This is a genomic window from Cohnella algarum, assembly GCF_016937515.1.
In the GTDB taxonomy this organism is placed as follows: domain Bacteria; phylum Bacillota; class Bacilli; order Paenibacillales; family Paenibacillaceae; genus Cohnella; species Cohnella algarum.
Genome location: NZ_JAFHKM010000002.1, coordinates 709695 through 727206, shown reverse-complemented (window position 1 = coordinate 727206; position 17512 = coordinate 709695). Strand labels below are relative to the sequence as shown.

Annotated in this window: 12 protein-coding genes; 5 read left to right on the top strand and 7 right to left on the bottom strand. The window is 57.8% G+C overall.

The annotated features are described in order from the left end of the window. Positions 1-124 precede the first annotated feature (124 nt). Positions 125-988, bottom strand: coding sequence for a helix-turn-helix transcriptional regulator (locus tag JW799_RS03385; RefSeq protein WP_080835839.1), 864 nt, complete (start codon positions 986-988; stop codon positions 125-127). Positions 989-1256: 268 nt separating this feature from the next. Here JW799_RS03385 and fabF point away from each other — a divergent pair, with 268 nt between their 5' ends. Together fabF and JW799_RS03375 are read left to right on the top strand one after the other, a co-directional pair. Beyond that, entirely contained in the window at positions 1257-2495 is a 1239-nt protein-coding gene (fabF, locus tag JW799_RS03380; RefSeq protein ID WP_080835842.1) for a beta-ketoacyl-ACP synthase II, read from the top strand. Between the two features lie 978 nt (positions 2496-3473). Further along, positions 3474-4079 (top strand): 5' nucleotidase, NT5C type, encoded by a 606-nt coding sequence (locus JW799_RS03375; RefSeq protein ID WP_080835845.1) that lies wholly within the window; start codon positions 3474-3476, stop codon positions 4077-4079. A gap of 569 nt (positions 4080-4648) precedes the next feature. Here JW799_RS03375 and JW799_RS03370 read toward each other — a convergent pair. The 3 genes from JW799_RS03370 to JW799_RS03360 all read right to left on the bottom strand — a co-directional run bounded on the left by JW799_RS03370 (position 4649) and on the right by JW799_RS03360 (position 7010). Next, complete coding sequence (locus JW799_RS03370) at positions 4649-5773, bottom strand: response regulator (RefSeq protein ID WP_080835849.1); 1125 nt, start codon at positions 5771-5773, stop codon at positions 4649-4651. Positions 5774-5926: 153 nt separating this feature from the next. Further along, positions 5927-6094: a hypothetical protein gene (locus tag JW799_RS03365; protein WP_176220761.1), complete on the bottom strand. Its 168-nt coding sequence runs from the start codon at positions 6092-6094 to the stop codon at positions 5927-5929. A gap of 58 nt (positions 6095-6152) precedes the next feature. Further along, positions 6153-7010: a hypothetical protein gene (locus JW799_RS03360; RefSeq protein ID WP_080835852.1), complete on the bottom strand. Its 858-nt coding sequence runs from the start codon at positions 7008-7010 to the stop codon at positions 6153-6155. A 287-nt stretch (positions 7011-7297) separates the two neighbouring features. Here JW799_RS03360 and JW799_RS03355 point away from each other — a divergent pair, with 287 nt between their 5' ends. The 3 genes from JW799_RS03355 to JW799_RS03345 all read left to right on the top strand — a co-directional run bounded on the left by JW799_RS03355 (position 7298) and on the right by JW799_RS03345 (position 13533). After that, the gene (locus JW799_RS03355; RefSeq protein WP_205428672.1) at positions 7298-8461 is read left to right on the top strand and encodes an iron-containing alcohol dehydrogenase; all 1164 of its coding nucleotides are present in this window, start codon (positions 7298-7300) and stop codon (positions 8459-8461) included. A gap of 840 nt (positions 8462-9301) precedes the next feature. Further along, positions 9302-11983, top strand: coding sequence for a beta-glucosidase (locus JW799_RS03350; RefSeq protein ID WP_080835867.1), 2682 nt, complete (start codon positions 9302-9304; stop codon positions 11981-11983). 101 nt (positions 11984-12084) lie between these two features. After that, the gene (locus JW799_RS03345) at positions 12085-13533 is read left to right on the top strand and encodes a glycoside hydrolase family 30 protein (RefSeq protein WP_240353135.1); all 1449 of its coding nucleotides are present in this window, start codon (positions 12085-12087) and stop codon (positions 13531-13533) included. 78 nt (positions 13534-13611) lie between these two features. Here the strand turns inward: JW799_RS03345 and JW799_RS03340 are convergent, their stop codons facing one another. The 3 genes from JW799_RS03340 to JW799_RS03330 form a co-directional block, all read right to left on the bottom strand. After that, positions 13612-13911 carry an Rrf2 family transcriptional regulator gene (locus JW799_RS03340; protein ID WP_205428671.1) on the bottom strand — a complete coding sequence of 100 codons (300 nt, stop codon included), beginning with the start codon at positions 13909-13911 and terminating at the stop codon, positions 13612-13614. A gap of 192 nt (positions 13912-14103) precedes the next feature. Then, a complete protein-coding gene (locus tag JW799_RS03335) occupies positions 14104-15597 on the bottom strand; it encodes an IS5 family transposase (RefSeq protein WP_205428670.1) in 1494 nt (497 codons plus the stop codon). Between the two features lie 297 nt (positions 15598-15894). After that, the gene (locus JW799_RS03330; protein ID WP_080832311.1) at positions 15895-17196 is read right to left on the bottom strand and encodes an IS1380 family transposase; all 1302 of its coding nucleotides are present in this window, start codon (positions 17194-17196) and stop codon (positions 15895-15897) included. Between the last annotated feature and the right edge of the window lie 316 nt (positions 17197-17512).

Sequence of the window (17512 nt, the reverse complement as noted above, 5' to 3'; positions counted from 1 at the left end):
CTAAACGGGTCAGCCGCCGCGCACTTCCAGGAACCGCTTATTACAGGTCAGTAGCCAACTCGTTGTTTGAAAAAAACGTTAATGAAGAATGGCGGCAATAACTTCGTGTGGTACGACCGGTGGCCTAATCGGCGGAAACGGATTCGTCCGATTTTTGCTCCATTCGCCGCCTCAGCTTGGCTTCCGTCGGGGTGCCGGGGGCCGGCGTATATACGCTGCAGCGCAAATCGGCGCTGCCCTGCACTTGCAGCGAAGTCAGGTGAAACAGCATTTTTCCGGCTTTCGCGTGACGGAATTCGACAGCCACGTCCGGCGCGGAGCTGACTTGACCTTGCTCCCACAATTCGCCGAAATCCGGATGGCTTTCCTTCATCTCGGCAATAAACCGCTCGTACCACTCGTCCTGCACGTACTGCCCGTAATAGGCCCGGAACATGGCCAAAAACCCGCCGGCAAAATGCTCCCAGTTGACGGCGAGACGCCGGAATTCCTTGCGGACGAAGAGCAGCCGGATCATGTTCCGCTCCTGCGGGGGGAGCCGCTCGAAATCGAGGAACACGTACGCGGCCGCGGCGTTCCAGCCAACGATCTGGCAGCGCCGGTCGGAAATGACCGTCGGGCAGTACCGGAGCTCGCGCAAAATCATTTCCAGGGAGGGGCTGATCGCGGATGGCTCTTCCGCAAGCGCGGGAACGCCGCTCCCGGCCTCCAGCGCCAGCGAAAACAAATACTTCCGCTCGTCGTCGTTCAGCAGCAGCGCCGCCGCCACGCAGTTCAGGACCGAAGCCGAAACGCGAATGTCCCGGCCCTGCTCCAGCCACGTGTACCAGGTCGGGCTAACGCCCGCCAGCTGGGCGACCTCCTCTCTTCGCAAGCCCGGGGTTCTGCGGCGCGAACCGACGGGGAACCCGGCGTCCTCGGGCGCGATTTTGGCCCGTTTCGTTTTGAGGAATTCCGACAACGCCTTTAATCTCGTTTCCCGGTTCATTCGGGTTTCTCCTTTTTTGGGGTTCGAATGCCTATCGTTCCGTATTTCCGCGATCCATTGCCAGATCCGCTTCCGGATCGATTGTCAGATCGATTGCTCAGATTCACTTCCAGATCGATTGTCAGATCCATTCCGAGACCGGTCTCCAGACCACTTCTATATCCTATTACTTATTATACTAGGATTAACTACAACTTGTAATAGGATATCGAGTGTGACAAACTACGATCATCTAATGCGATTAGGAAGCGACAAGGAGGCATAAGCGATGGAAAGAGTCGTCATTACGGGGATGGGCGTCGTGTCGCCGCTGGGCAACGATCCCGAGCGGCTGTGGGACGGGCTGGTTCGCGGACAATCGGGCGTTTCCCTGATCGATACGTTCGATACGTCGCGGCATAAAACGAAAATCGCGGGCCTGGTGCGGGATTTCGATGCCGCGGGGCGATTCGGCGCGAAAGAGGCGAGAAGGATGGATCGGTTTACGCAATTCGCTTTGGCCGCAGCGGAACAGGCGCTCGGAGATTCCGGCCTGAACCTGGAACTTGCGGATCGGGAGCGGGTGGGCGTTTTCGTCGGGTCGGGGATCGGCGGCATCGAAACGCTGCTCGGGCAAGCGGACACGCTGCGCGGCCGCGGGCCGGAGAGAGTCAGTCCGACGCTCGTGCCGATGATGATTTCGAATATGGCGGCGGCGACGATCGGCATCCGGTACGGGCTTACCGGACCGTCGATATCGCCGGTAACGGCCTGTTCGATCGGCAACACGGCGATCGGGGAAGCGTGGCGCTGGATTCGTTCGGGAAGCCTCGACGCGGTCGTGGCGGGCGGAACGGAGGCGGCGGTGACCGAAATCGCGCTGGCGAGCTTCGCGAACGCGACATCCTTGTCGGCGCGGAACGACGAGCCGTCCAAAGCCAGCCGTCCGTTCGACGGGAAGCGGGACGGGTTCGTCATGGCCGAGGGAGCCGGGATCGTCGTGCTCGAATCGCTGTCCCACGCGCTGCGGCGGAATGCCCGGATCCATGCGGAAGTGATCGGCTACGGGGCGAGCTCGGACGCCTACCATATGGTGGCGAACCATCCGGAAGGAGCCGGCGCGTACCAGGCGATGAAGATGGCGCTTCGGGAAGCGGGCCTCGATTCGCGGGACGTCGACGTCATCAACGCCCATGCGACCGGCACGGGACTCGGGGACAAATCCGAGACGGCGGCGATCAAGAAGCTGTTCGGCGAGCGAGCGTTTCGCATCCCGGTTACCGCGAACAAATCGATGACCGGCCATATGCTGGGAGCGGCCGGCGGCGCCCAGGCGATCGCGCTCGTCAAAAGCCTGCAGGAGGGAATCGTTCCGCCGACGATCAATCAGGAGGAGCCCGATCCGGACTGCGATCTCGACTACGTGCCGAACGAGGCCCGAAGCGCATCCTTGCGCATCGGCATGTCCAATTCGTTTGGCTTCGGCGGCCACAACGCGGTCATCCTGCTGAAAAAGCACGAGCAATAAGCGCGCTCGCGCAAGCAAGGCGGGGGAGGCGCGTTTGGTTGGCCGCCGCGGCTGGACTTAGGGGCCGTAATTTCGTTCAGTGAAGCCGGAAACGGCCTGGCAACGGAAATAACGGTCGCGAAAGGCCGCTAATGGCGAAATATCCCGCAATGCAAGTAAATAGCGGCCCCTGGAGGCCGTTAATTGCGAAATATCCCGCGAGGCGAGTAAATAACGGCCCCTGGAGGCCGTTAATTGGTTCGAGTGGGGCCGGAAAGGGGGTGGCAATGGAAATAACGGGTCACGAAAGGCCGCTAATTGCGAAATATTCCGTGATGCGAGCAAATAACGGCCCCTGGAGACCGTAATAGTGAGGCCCGAAACGGCTGGCATCAGAGAAAATAACGACATGTAGCGTACGGGGGGCGCTACATGGGCCGCAAATGCTCCGCGCAGCCGCGATGTAGCGCACGGGGTGCGCTACATGTGCCGCAACCGCTCCGCGCAGCCGCGATGTAGCGCACGGGGTGCGCTACATGTGCCGCAAATGCTCCGCGCAGCCGCGATGTAGCGCACGGGGTGCGCTACATGTGCCGCAACCGCTTCGCGCAGCCGCGATGTAGCGCACGGGGTGCGCTACATGTGCCGCAAATGCTCCGCGCAGCCGCGATGTAGCGCACGGGGTGCGCTACATGTGCCGCAAATGCTCCGCGCAGCCGCGATGTAGCGCACGGGGTGCGCTACATGTGCCGCAAATGCTCCGCGCAGCCTCGATGTAGCGTACGGGGTGCGCTACATGTGCCGCAACCGCTTCGCGCAGCCTCAATGTAGCGCACGGGGGGCACTACATCTTTCGCCCCCATCACCGGTCCCGCGCTTATCGGTTAGGCGGCACCGGCCCAATCTGGTAGAATAAGGGGGAGCTTATCCTCTCCAATCGGGCTGCCGAGATCCGAACGGAGCGGATGCCTTCCATTTTCCCCTTAAGGAGTTTACCGGATGAAATTAGGCTTTGACATCGACGATACGTTAATCAATTTGCGGGAATACGCGTTTCATTTGTACAACAAGAAGTTGAACCGGCAAATTCCGCTGGAGAGGTTTCGCGAGCTGACGACGGTTCCGATTCATGAACCTTTCGGCATGACGTCCGAGGAGGGGAAGGAAATGTGGAACGCCCTGCGGGACGAGATTTATTTTACCGATTGTCCTCCGTTCCCGGGAGCGGTCGAGGCGCTTCAACGGCTTGACCGGGAAGGACATGAGATTTACTACATAACGGCCAGGGATGCGATATACGGCGATCGGACGAAAAGCTGGCTCGTCAAGGCGGGATTTCCGGTAGCGCCGGACCGCTTTTTTTGCGGGATGAGCGATACGGAAAAAGTTCATATCATTCGCGAGCTCGGGCTGGATTATTATTTCGACGACAAGCCCGCGGTGCTGGAAACGCTGTCCGATCTGACTTTGAACGTCTATGTCAAAGACAACTCCTACAATCGGCAGCTTCGGCTTCCGCGCATCGTCTCCTGGGACGAATTGCCGGAACTGCTTCAGCTATCGGAGCCCGGCGCTATTCGAATGTCCGAAGCCGGGGAAAAGTAGCGACCAAGTCGGCGACCGGGCAACAGCGGCCTGATGCGCGGCAAGCCGACCGAGCGTTTTTATGCGGAGTTAAACCGGCAGCATGAGGGGGAGCGACGGCGAAACGGAGAAGGGGACGGCGTCCATGCGGGCACGGCCAGCCCTCGAGGGCGAAAAGACCGCTCCCGTCCGCGCGCCGCGACCGAAGCGCCCCGCCCTCGAGGGCGAAAAGACCGCTCCCGTCCGCGCGCCGCGACCGAAGCGCCCCGCCCTCGAGGGCGAAAAGACCGCTCCCGTCCGCGCGCCGCGACTTAAACGCCCCGCTCTCGAGGGCGAAAAGACCGCTCCCGTCCGCGCGCCGCGACCGAAACGCCCCGCTCTCGAGGGCGAAAAGACCGCTCCCGTCCGCGCGCCGCGACCGAAACGCCCCGCCCTCGAGGGCGAAAAGACCGCTCCCGTCCGCGTGCCGCGACCGAAGCGCCCCGCCTCCGGGGCGAGTAGAATCCTCCCGTCCGCGCGCCGCGACCGAAACGCCCCGCTCTCGAGGGCGAAAAGACCGCTCCCGTCCGCGCGCCGGGCCGAAGCGCCCGCTACGAGGAGACCGGGTCCATATGCTCGTTATACCACTCCCGGATTTCCGGGGAAGGCGCGGCTCCGAATTCTTCCGTCAACACCTCGCAAAGCTCGTGGTATTGTTTTTGAACGGCGGTGAGGTTGCCGTGGGCGTGATGAAGCTTCATCAAGGCCAAGTAAATTTCTTCGGAATAAGGGAACTGGTCGCGAATTTTATGATAAAGAGACAACGCTTCCGCATAGCGGCCGATTCTGTCGAGGCAGTCCGCCACGCTCAGCGCGTGCTCGTACCAAAGCGTCCGCAGGCGCTCTCTTTCGTTTTCCGCCCATATGTAATCGTAATCCTCGAAATAGTCCCCGCGGTAGATTTCGAGCAGCTGCTTGTGCTCCGCCAGGTTATGCTCGTCCGGCGGCGCAAGCTCCGACAGCTTGCGTTCCCATTCGTCGACGTCGATGCGCACCCCTTGCAAATCGAGCTGGTAGCCTTTATCCAGGCTGTGAACCTTCGCCGGGAGCTGAACGGCCTGCAGAGCCTGCCGCAGCTGATACATCGAGGTGTACATTTGGGTGAGGCTTTTCTTCAGGTCGACTTCGGGCCACAGCAGCTCGATCAGCGTATCTTTGCGAACCTGCTGGCCCCGATGATGGACGAGATAAGCGAACAATTGCTGCGCCTTGGCCGTGCGCCAAGGAAGGACGACAGGCTCCAAGCCGCCGTATTGGAGCGTTTTGAAGCAGCGAAGCATCGGTTCCGGGGCCGATTGTTTCGCTGCCGGCTTGTGCGCAAGCCGATGCTTGAGTCTTTCGATCGTCGTTTGAAGCCGCGTGTAGTCGAGAGGCTTCAGCAAATAATCGACCGCGTTGAGCTCGAAAGCCTTGATCGCGTATTCGTCGTAAGCGGTAATGAAAACGACGAACGTGTCGGGAGCCCGCATCAGAATGTGTTCCGCGACTTCGATTCCGGTCATGACAGGCATGTCGATATCGAGGAAAACAACGTCGGGACTCAGTTCGGACACGGCCCCCGGCACATCCTCCGAGTGCTGATAGACGCCTACGATGTCGATTCCCGACATTTTTCGAAGTTGATTCTCCAAGTGCTGCAGCGCGAGCTTTTCGTCATCGACCAATATCGCCCTCATGAGCCGGATTGCTCCTTTCTGTAACCACTGACTATATTATATCGAAAAATAACGAAAATCAGAATCATTTGTCGAAACGTACTCCATTATTTTCATAAAAAAATAGGCTGTCCCACAAGCCGCCGCGGCGGCATGCAGATCAGCCCGTTCGAATCAACGCGGATTCGTGAACGGTTTGACGAGCGGATCGTCCTTGGAAACCTTGATGTTCTTCATCGCTTCCGAGGCCGACTTGGAAGGTTCCCGTGGCCTGGTCAACATATCGGCGGCCCGCTTGATGACGTTCGCCGCATTGATGGGAGCATTTTTTTTATCGTTCATCCCTTCAACTCCTCGATCCATAAAGTAAATTCTCCTCCCCGATTTTCAAACAGGAAAGTCAATCTACGGGATAAGTGGCCACGACCATCAGCTCGATCGTTTCGATATTTCTCATAATTACATTATGCAGCAGCGGCAAAACTTGCTGGTCAAATAAGTCAAATTGGGTAGAATAACTGCTCCACACCGTTACGAGGTACTCGCCGTCGTCCAGTTCGTGACGGTAGACCAGCAAATTGCATTTGAAGGGGCTGTCGTTGTTCGGTTTATTCCAGCAGGCGGCTTTGTTCGTAAGCAGCGAATCCTGGGCCAGGTGCCGGTATTTCGCCGGCGTGTCGTTTTCGTACACTTCGAAGACGAAGGCGGCGTTGAACGTTTCGCGATAGGCCGTCTGGATTTCTTCGAGGAGCGTCTTGAGCACGGTCTGAAAACGAATCGAGTTGCCGTCCAGGCAGGCGAGCGTCTTGACGAATACGTCGTTCCCGGTCAAATAAGCCATGAGCGAAGCTTTGGAGGACGTGACAATCGCGTTTTGCATCGCCGCCTTTTCCGTTTCCAATTCAAACTCCACTTGAAAAAAACGAAATCTTCGCAACCGCATGAGCGCGACCGGTACGACAAGGAACAGCAGCAGCCATACGAATATGTAAAAAAGGCCCCGGAATATGACCTGGTTCGTCTCCGATTCCACGATCGGCTTCACGATCAGCGTCGTCAGCGTATCCGCGGTTTTGCCGGATGCGGAGGGGGCGGGCCCGGGAGGCCGGGCGGCGGAGCCCGGCGAAGATTCGATGCGAATCAGGGAGTAGACGCTGAAGGCGACGATGCCGACGATTCCGGCCACGTAAATGACCTGAAGCCATTTGACCCGAGCCAGAAACGCCCACAGGGAAGCTCCGATTCCGTTCGCGCGCAAGTCGCCGTCCCCCTTCCGGCTTAACCTTCCAAGGACATTATATTCAGAGGAATTAAAATATTATCCATCGGATTGTTGAAAGGTTGATCGGCAATACTGAAAAGCATAGGCGTCGAGGTGGACTGCTGTTCGGCTTCAGGCTCGGCATCCGGTTTGGCCGGTTGCGCCGGGGGATCGGCGTTGCGCGGCACCTTGCGCCCGGCCCGGCCCGGCCTCCTCTTCGAACAACGAAACATGGTACAATATACGGGATGGCCATTCGAACTCCGAAGGAGGAATCCAGCTGTATGAACTCGTTTCAACTGTATAACCCGACCCGGCTCGTGTTCGGCAAAGGGACGGTGGCGCAGCTCGGCGAACTGGTAAAGCCTTACGGCAAGCGCATTTTGCTTGTATACGGGGGAGGCAGCATCAAACGGACCGGCTTGTACGACGAGGTGAAGGCTCAGCTTGACGGCATCGGGGCGGCGGTATTCGAGCTTTCGGGGATCGAACCGAACCCGCGATTGTCCACCGTCAACAAAGGCATCGAGATTTGCCGCCGGGAGCGGGTCGATTTCATTCTCGCCGTCGGGGGCGGCAGCGTGCTCGACGCCTCCAAAGCGATTGCGGCCGGCGTTCCTTACGAGGGAGACGTATGGGATTTTTGCGTACGTAAAGCCGTCATCCGGGAGGCGCTGCCGCTCGGCACGATTTTGACGCTGGCGGCGACGGGCTCGGAGATGAACGGCAACGCCGTCATTTCGAACTGGGAGCTGAAGCAGAAGCGGGGGATGGGGAGCAAGCTCATCTACCCGAAATTTTCCATCCTGGATCCGGAGCTGACGTTTACGGTTCCGAAAGACCAGACGACGAACGGCATCGTCGATATGATGTCGCACGTGTTCGAGCAATATTTTTCCCGGACGACCGATACGCCGCTGCAGGAGCGGTTCGCGGAATCGATTTTGCAGACGGTGATCGAAAACGGCGAAATCGCGCTTGCGGACGGATCGAATTACGAAGCCCGCGCCAACCTGATGCTTTGCGGTACATATGCGCTGAACGGCACGCTGCCGCTCGGCGTCGTGACCGACTGGGCGACGCACGGCATCGAGCACGAAGTGAGCGCGATTTACGACATCGCGCACGGGGCGGGACTGGCGATCATTTTCCCGAACTGGATGAAATATGTGTACAAGGAGCGGGTGGACCGGTTCGTTCAATACGCGGTTCGCGTGTGGAACGTCGATCCGGCCGGCAAAAGCGACGACGAAATTGCGCTCGCGGGCATCGAGGCGACCCGCGCGTACTTTACGCGCATCGGCGCCCCGGCGACGCTCGGCCAGCTCGGCATCGGCGGCGAGGAGCTGGACCGGATGGCGGCGGAAGCGGTACTCTTCGGTCCGATCGGCTCGTTCAAAAAGCTGGAAAAGGACGACGTGAAGGCGATTTTGGAAATGAGCCTGTAAGCGGGTGTAAAAAAAGCGATCCCTTTCGTTCGTGGGCGGACGAGGGGGTCGCTTTTTTTATAGCCTCCGCGCATTCGCTATCGGTCCGGTTGGGTCGTGGCGACTCAATTCAACCGGCCAAGGGCCGACAGTCGAGCTAAGTTGGGTAAACATGACTCACCTCACCGCCTCTGCACGCCCTCTGCCGCTCCAGTTGGGTCGTGGCGACCCAACTCAACCCGCCAAGGGCCGACAGTTGTCCCTGGCCGAGCTCCCGGTGCCTGCCGCCCAAAGCTTATTGGAGAAGGTCATGCCCCGAATCTTGTCCAGACCCTGTTTTTCGAAGATTAATATTTTGTAATATTTTAGGACACAATTTGAACTATTTTATAAGGGTTCGGTCATAATCAACCTGAATGCGGTAAAAAAAATTTAATGTTAAGCGCTGCCTTGAAACGCTTACTTACAAATCATGTCATCCATTCCATTCATCAACCCAATATTTGGGAGTGCATTTCGCAAAATTTTGGTTTACGGTTGTATTGGGCGGCCAAGGGCTGCGGGTTGAAGCTGTGCGGGTCGGAGCCGAAAGGACCGGCCGGAAACGCAAACGCACGATAACCGCTAAACGGGGACGCGTTCGGGAGACGTCGGGCTTAATTTTCCGATTATTCACGTTTGTTTAGTTTGGTTAATCCGGTTTCCGTCACGACCGCGCGGTTCCCCGACAGGCCGGCCCGATTTGACAGTACGCAACGGAGGTGAATGCGGTACATACAGCCGGAAAGGGAGAGGCTGTCGGATCAAGGGAAAACGACATCATGACATTCAACACCGTTTGAGGGAGGACAACATCAAGTGATGAAAAAATCGTTAAAACCGTTTCGAGCGATGCTCGCTGCGGTGGTTACGAGCATTGCCGTCGTATCGCCGCTTCATACGGCCGCGGCGGCCGAGACGCAACCATGGCTGGACGCATCCAAATCCCCGGAAGAGCGAACCGAACTGGTGCTTCAGGAGATGACTCTTGAGGAAAAGGTCGAATTCGTTACGGGAAATTTGAACAACTACTACGGTTTTTACAATGCTCCGATTGAACGATTGGGAATTCCCGCGCTGACGATGGCCGACGGACCGACCGGCATTCGTATTGCAAACCCCGAAATTCAGAATAAAAAATCGACCGCTTTTCCGACCCCGATCGCGCTGGCCGCGACCTGGAATACGGAAACGGCGAAACGCTACGGCGATTTGATCGGCAACGAAGCGTACAATACGACCCACAACGTGCTTCTCGGCCCGGGCTTCGATATCGCCCGGCTGCCCTGGGGCTCTCGCAATTTCGAGTCGCTCGGCGAAGATCCTCTTCTCCAATCCAAGCTCGGAGTCGCCTATGTGAACGAGGTGCAAAAATATCCCGTCATCGCCACCGCCAAGCATTATTTGCTGAACAACCAGGAGACGGAACGCTTTACGGTCGATACCGAGGCGAGCGAGCGCGCGATGATGGAAATCTATACGCGCCCGTTCGCCGCGGCGGTGGAAGAAGCGGACCTCGGCGCCGCCATGTGCTCGTTCAACAAAATCAACGGCGTATTCGCCTGCGAAAACCCGACGGTGCTGACGGAGCTGCTCAAAGACCGCCTTGGCTTCGACGGCTTTATCATGAGCGACTACGGCGCCAATCTGAGCACCGCGGAGTCGGCGATCGCCGGACTTGACCTCGAAACGCCGGGCGTGCCTTACGGCCAATGGGGCGACAAGCTTTTGGCCGCCGTTCAAAACGGTCAGGTTAGCGAAGAAACAATCGACGGCATGGCGAAAAGAATTCTGGTGCAGATGTTCGATAAGGGCTTGTTCGACAAGCCGGCCGTGAACGTGCAAATCCCCGCGGCGGAGCACGGGCAAGCCGCGCTGGAAATCGCCGAGGAAACGATGGTGCTGCTCCGGAACGAGGATAACGCGCTTCCGCTGGACGAGGACAAGCTGGACTCGATCGCCGTCATCGGACCGGATGCGGACAGCTACGCCACGGTCGGCGGAAGCTCCCTCGTGCAGCCGACGTACACCGTGAGCCCGCTGGAGGCGATTCGCGAGCAGGCCGGAAGCGGCGTGCAAGTGGAATATGCCCCGGGAACCGATCCGATTTCCACGGGCGATATTCTGAACGGTCCGTCGGCCGTGCCTTCTTCGCTGCTCTTCCCGGAAAGCGCCGCTTCCGGAAACGGCGCAGCGGCCGCAGGTTCGGGGTTGCACGGGGAATATTGGACGAACAACCGAATGGAAGGCGATCCGTCGCTTGTCCGCACCGAACGCCAGGTAAACATGAACCTCGGTTTCTATAACTACGACGGGTTGAACGGGCAATCCTCGAAGCTGACGAAATTGCCGGACCCATTCAACGGCATGATGTCGGCCCGTTGGACGGGCTCCATCGCCGCCCCGGAAACCGGCGAGTACACATTGTCGATTACGAGCCTCGGCTCCGGGAAGCTGTATTTCGACGGCGAACTGCTGATCGACAACAAGGGCGAAACCGTCGAAACGACCGAAGCGAAGGTGAACCTCGTCGCCGGCGAAAAACACGATATCCGCATCGAATATCGCACCGACTGGCCGAACACGCTCGATTCCGATTTCGGCGGCTTGATCCGGCTGGGCTGGGTTCCGCCTGCCGATGCAGTCGACCCGACGATGCAGGAAGCGGTCGATCTCGCCGCCCGTTCCGACGTCGCGATCGTCGTCGTTCGCACTTATGAAAGCGAAGGTTATATCGATCGTTCCGATCTGGATTTGCCCAACAATCAGGAACAATTGATCTCCGAGGTGGCGGCCGCCAATCCGAACACCGTCGTCGTTTCGATGAGCGGCAGAGCGGTTGAAATGGACGGCTGGAAAGACGATGTAAAAGCGATCGTGCAAGCCTGGTACGCCGGGCAGGAACAAGGCAATGCCATCGCCAACGTTTTGTTCGGGGAAGTCAACCCTTCCGGCAAGCTGCCGGTTACGTTCCCGGTGGACGAGAACAACACGCCGGTATCTTCCGAGACGCAATTCCCGGGCGTCGGCGGCGTGGCGGAATACAGCGAGGACGTCATGGTCGGCTACCGCGGCTACGAGAAGAACGAACTGCAGCCGGCGTTCGCCTTCGGACACGGCCTTTCCTACACGACCTTCGAATACCGCAACGCGAAAACGACGGTAAGCGGCAATGCCGACAATCGCAAAATCAAGGTGTCCCTGAATTTGCGCAATACCGGCGACGTTTCGGGGGCGGAAGTGGTGCAGGTATACACCGGCAAGTTGCCGACCGACGTGACCACGGCTCCGAAGCAACTGGCCGGTTGGGCCAAGGTCGAGCTTCAGCCCGGCAAGCAGCAGCGCGTGGAGATCGAGCTCGATCCAAAAGCGCTGTCTTACTGGGACGAACAAGCGGACCGATGGGTCATGCTGGAAGGCGAAGTTCCCGTCTATATCGGCAGCTCTTCGGCCGACATTCGTCTGGAAACTTCCGTCGTCGTCGGAAGCCCGTCGGGGAAATAACGACCGTTTGGGGGAAGGAGCCGGAGCTTTGAGCTTCGGCTTCTTCCTCGTCTTTCGGGGGAGAGGAGGGGACGCGAATCCTTTGCCGAATATGGGGGGCGTTGGCCGCCCTCGTCGTTTTGGCGTCGATTCCCGGCGCCGGCACCGGTTCGCCGGCCGGCGTCCTGATCGCGGAAGCGTGGCTGACGACGGCCGATCGGAGCAGCCTGCTGAGTCCGCAACCGGAAACGGCGTTCAGCGGGAAGGCCAAAGCTGCCGACGCGGTCATCGAGGTGAATGCCGGGCGGCAGTATCAGACGATGCGGGGCTTCGGCGCGGCGCTTACCGGTTCGAGCGCCTATTTGATCAACTCGAAGATGTCCGAACCGCAGCGGGACCGGCTGCTCGAAGAGCTTTTCGGCGACGGCGGAATCGGCCTCGATTACGTTCGCCATACGATCGGCGCTTCCGATTTTTCGGTGGACGAAAACGGCAATCCGAGCAGCTACACCTACGACGATCTGCCTCCCGGGGAGACGGATTTCGGGCTGACCCGCTTTTCGGTCGGCAAGGATGCCGAAGTCATCGCCGCGCTGCAGCGAATCGTCCGCCAATATGAACGGGTGAAGGTTCTCGGCACTCCCTGGACCGCTCCGCCCTGGATGAAGCACGGGGAAGCCACCCCTAACGGCTGGTACTTGAATGCTGCCGACGACCGGATTTACCGGGCTTACGCCGAATATTTCGTCCGCTATATTCAAGCGTACGAGGCGGAGGGCATCCCCATTGACGCGGTCACGGTCCAAAACGAACCGGAATTTACTTCGCCCGACTATCCGAGCATGAGCATGGGGGCCGAAGAACAGGCGAAATTTATCGGCGATTTTTTGGGACCGGCATTCGAGAAAAGCGGGCTGGAGACGAAAATCATCGCTTACGACCACAACTGGGACGGCGGAGAGGACTATGCCAAAACCGTGCTGAGCGACGGGGAAGCCAACCGGTATACGGAAGGAACGGCATACCACTGCTACAGCGGCGAGCCGGATGCGATGACGGGCGTACACGATGCTTTTCCCGACAAATCCGTGTATTTTACGGAATGCAGCGGCGGAAGCTGGAGCGAGGATTTCGGAAGCAATCTGGCCTGGCTGATGTCGAAGCTGATGATCGGCGCCGCCCGCAACTGGGCGGAAACGATTCTGCTCTGGAATTTGGCCCTCGATCCGGAAGGCGGCCCGGCCAACGGAGGCTGCGCCGATTGCCGAGGCGTCGTTACGATCGACCCCGGAAGCGGGGAAGCCGTGAAAAACGTCGAATATTACGCGCTCGGCCACGTCAGCAAATTTGTCGGTCGCGGCGCGGTACGGATCGACTCCTCGCCGGCCTCCGCGGGCATCGAGAACGTCGCCTTCCGGAATCCGGACGGAACGATCGTCCTGATCGCGGTCAATACCGGCGACCGGCCGCGTACCTTCGAAGCGGTATGGCGGCGGCAGTCGTTCGCGTATACGCTGCCTGCCCGCTCGGCAGCCACTTTCAGATGGCTGCCGGCACGGGAGGGGCCGTAATCGGGAATGCGAAAAAGCGATCCCCGCCGTTTGCATTCGGACGGCGGGGATCGCTTTTTTTGTCGTTGTTCCAAACGGTCAGTCCCCTTCGCCGCGCAGGCTGATCGTCATCGCCTGCTCGGCTTGCCGCAGCGATCGGATCGTCGCGCTGGCGATCCGGTCGACCAGCTCGCCGGAGAGCGCCGCCGGCACTTCCATGCGGAACAGCGGGCGGTCCTGTTCGATGGCATGGAAGATGTCGAACAGCGTAATTTCTTCGGCCTTTTTGGACAGGCGAATGCCCCCTTTGGATCCTTCGCGCGTCTCGGTAATGCCGGCCCGGTTCAGGGCTTGCGCCCAGCGCCGCCAGCCCCGCTCATTTGGGTAAAATTTACCCATTTCAGCCCGCCGAGCGCCGCCAGCCCCGCTCAGCCCGCCATTCGCAACCCGCCGCATGACGCCGGGATAGCCGATGAGAAGCGGATGGGTTCGGACGGGATACGGAATGGAAAACCGCCGCACTTGGGGTTAGAATTTTGGAATGACAATCGGTATTGAACCTAAATTAGGGCTTGCTGAACGGGTCACATTTTACGGTGACACGAGCAAACGAACTGGGAGCCTCGACAATAGCCATTGCAAAACGGGCAAAAAGAGAACCCGGAGTCTCTTTTCGAGGTTCATCACCAGCAGTTGCAGCCCGATTACGGTCTCGCTGGTCGTCTGAAGGTGCGCTCGAATACGGCCAAGCCCATAGCTGCGCTTGCCTTCACCGAACTTGCCTTCCACCGCATTGCGCGCGGCTGCATCCGCTTTGGCGATTTTCTTCTGCTCCTGCTGATCGGCGGATGACGGACGCCCCAATTGCGGTCCGCTCAGTCGAATTCCCTTCTCCTTGCAGAAGCGCAAGTTGTCCCGCGTGCGGTAAATCTGATCGGCCAGCACCGCTTTGGGATAATAGCCGAACCTGGCGCGGTAGCGTTCCACTGCGGCCTGCAGCGTCTGACCTTCGTTGAAGCTCTCCCAGGACAGTTGCTCCCGGAATGCGTAGCCGTTCACCACGCTGATCGCCAGCTTCGCCCCGAACTCGACGTTCGCGCGGGCTTTGCCGCGCACGATCGGCCTCACGTGCGGCTGCGCGATACTGACGATCCGATCCGGTACGCTGTGCGTACGTTTGTCGTACATCGCTTGCTGCTGGCGAACCAATTCCTGAATGACCAGAAGTTCCTTGTACATGCGGCGTGGCAGCCGCGTCAGGCCGCCCGTGGAAGCAAGTTCGGCGATGATGCGCAGATCACGGGAAACGAACCTGAGTTGCTTGCCGATTGCTTTGCGCATCGTGCGCGGCTTCACGCGCCTTTGCTTGGCAACCGCCAGATAGGCTTTGCGGGCACGCTCCCGGTATGTTCTTGGCTTGCGAGTCTTTCCGCGTTCCGGTTCATGCAGGATGTCGATGATTTGCTCCAGCTTTTCTCTGGCCTGATTCAGAAGAGACAGATCCGTCGGGTAGGCGATGTCCGCCGGCGCGCAGGTCGCATCCAGCAGCAGTTCACCCTCGTTCGTCAGTTCCATCTGCCGAGGCAGCGGTTCTGCCGATTCATCGGATGTGTGCGCGTCAGCTCCGCCGCTTGGATCATCGTCGTCGTCCGATTGATCTGGAGATTCGCTGTTATTGCGCGATTCTTCGAGTGCGATCCACTCATTCACTTCATCGATGATCTCGCCGCCCAGCCGCTTGCGAAAGTGGGTCATAAGCGAATGATGAAACGGACGGCGGTATTGGTATTCCGGCAAGCCAAGGAAGTACTGCAGATACGGGTTCTCCAGAATCTGCCGAAGCGTCTCGCGGTCGTCGGTGCCCAGCCGTTCCTGGATAATGAGAGCGCCAAGTGCGACGCGGATCGATACGGCCTTTTGACCCTTGAGGCTCTTCTTGAAGTTCTTGGCGTACTTCTCTTCGAGCTTCCACCACGGAATCATTTGGGCGAGCAGCACCCAACGGTTATCTTCGGCGAGTTTTCCGCCGAATGGCAGGAAGAAATCGCCTGGCAGGATCATCTGGCTTTCGGTTCGCTGATACAATTCGGACGCCTCCAAGTGCAAGGTTTTTCACGGGTTAGCCCTCGTTTTCCTTGCACCTAAATTCGACAAAAGAGGCGCCAAACCCTTGTTACTGTTGAATTTTTGATTTGTTCAGCAAGCCCTAAATTACGAAAGCCTATAGAATCAGGCTTTTGAAGACGCAGAACTTGGATTTCACAACCAATTATGGAGGCAGAATATGCAGTCAAAATGGAATGCGAGCAAAAATGCCGTTACTTTCCCCCTCCCCACATGAAGGGGCAACGGGATTTCCAAGACACAAATTGGGATTATCGTTTATTCCAATAAAATACTTTTTCGCTCCATTCGTCGCCATGCCCACTGGTTTTGGAAAGACGTACTCAGTTTCAATGTCATTTGGCGGGCATGCTGGACAAACACACCTGCACAAACAAAAAACGTTCGCCGGAACCGCTGGATGGTGTAGGATCGGTGAATCGGCTCACAACAATGATGCTTGAATCGCTCAAAGAGATTATAGGCGAGCAGCTTTAAGAGCAGGTCGATTTCATTGGCGGCAAACGACTGCGTTGGAATGCGGTGGATGGCAAAGCCATTCTTGCCTTCCTTGATGTAGTTCTCCATGCAGCAGCGCTGGTTGTAGAACCGCCACACATCGATGGCTTCCCATTCCTCCGTTGTGACCATGGCTTCGTATTGCCAAAGCAAATCCAGTTCCAACTGAGACTGATCCCCGTCCCAACGCGGCATTTTGCGGATGACAGCAACACGACGCATCTTCTTCCAACCGATCGCTTGGTAGGCCAGCACGATGCCTTCAATGATCCAGTCCTCGTCCACAAAGCGTGTCCAATGCGCACAGGTTTTGACTTGGTCCTGGAGACGACTTGTCCATTTCAGCTTGCCGACGTAGCCGATCTGACGGGACTCCCAGAACGCGTAGAAGTCTTCTCCGCCAAAGCCTTTGTCAAACCGGGCATAGCGTACGTGGTGGGATTCCAACAACGCCAGCGTTTGCCGGGCAAACGAAAGGACGTCGGTCGAACTGCTCGTGTTGCCGGGACGCAGCGCGGCATTCACTAGCATTCGCGACTGCCCTTCGTACACGAGAAGGGGATGATAGCTCTTTCGGCCGCGCTTCTGACTGTTAAAACCGACTTCCGCTCCCTGCTGGTTGCCGTACACCGTCTCAACAGTCGAATCCAGATCGAGAATCAAGGAGTCGGGTAGCTGCGGTGCAATGATTTCGACATTCAGGTTTCGCAGGGCTGGCGCTAAATGGTCGTGGGCTTTGCCCAGACGAAGCAATTCCTTGTTTAACAATGTGTGATGCGGCACCCGGCCGCCCAGCGCCTGGGCGATCAAGGCATCACCTTGTAGGGATTTGAAATGAAAGAGACGTTCGCAGCCCAAAATCCAGCCGATGATGAGCATCTGCAGAATGCGATGCGTCGGAAAGATGGCATTCGCCGCTTTGGCTAGTCCAAGGCTCCGAAGGGCTTGATTCAAACCGATGTTTTCAAGAAATCCGAGGATCACCTTGCTTCCTGCAAAATTTGTTGCATTTCTCATAGAAAATGCCGTTTTCAATGACGCGATTTTTGTGGTAGACTTCACCTTAAGGGTGCTCCTCTCTTGGTTGGTGATGTTCTAGGCAAACACCATTCTACCAAAGATCTGGGCACTTTTTCATGTTTTTATGAGGTGGTACTTTCGTAATTCAGGTTGAAATGTTTAATCTGATAGGTATTTACTCCTGATTTGTGATTATTATGTGCACAGAAATTCGGGTATAAAGGTTTAAATTTTCATAGCAACTATGAATTCGACAAAATATTACAAAATTAGAGTTTGTCTGATTTTAAAGTAACAGAGTAATATTAAATTACTATTATTTCCTTGGGAGGTAATGGGATACTATGTCGAACAGGAG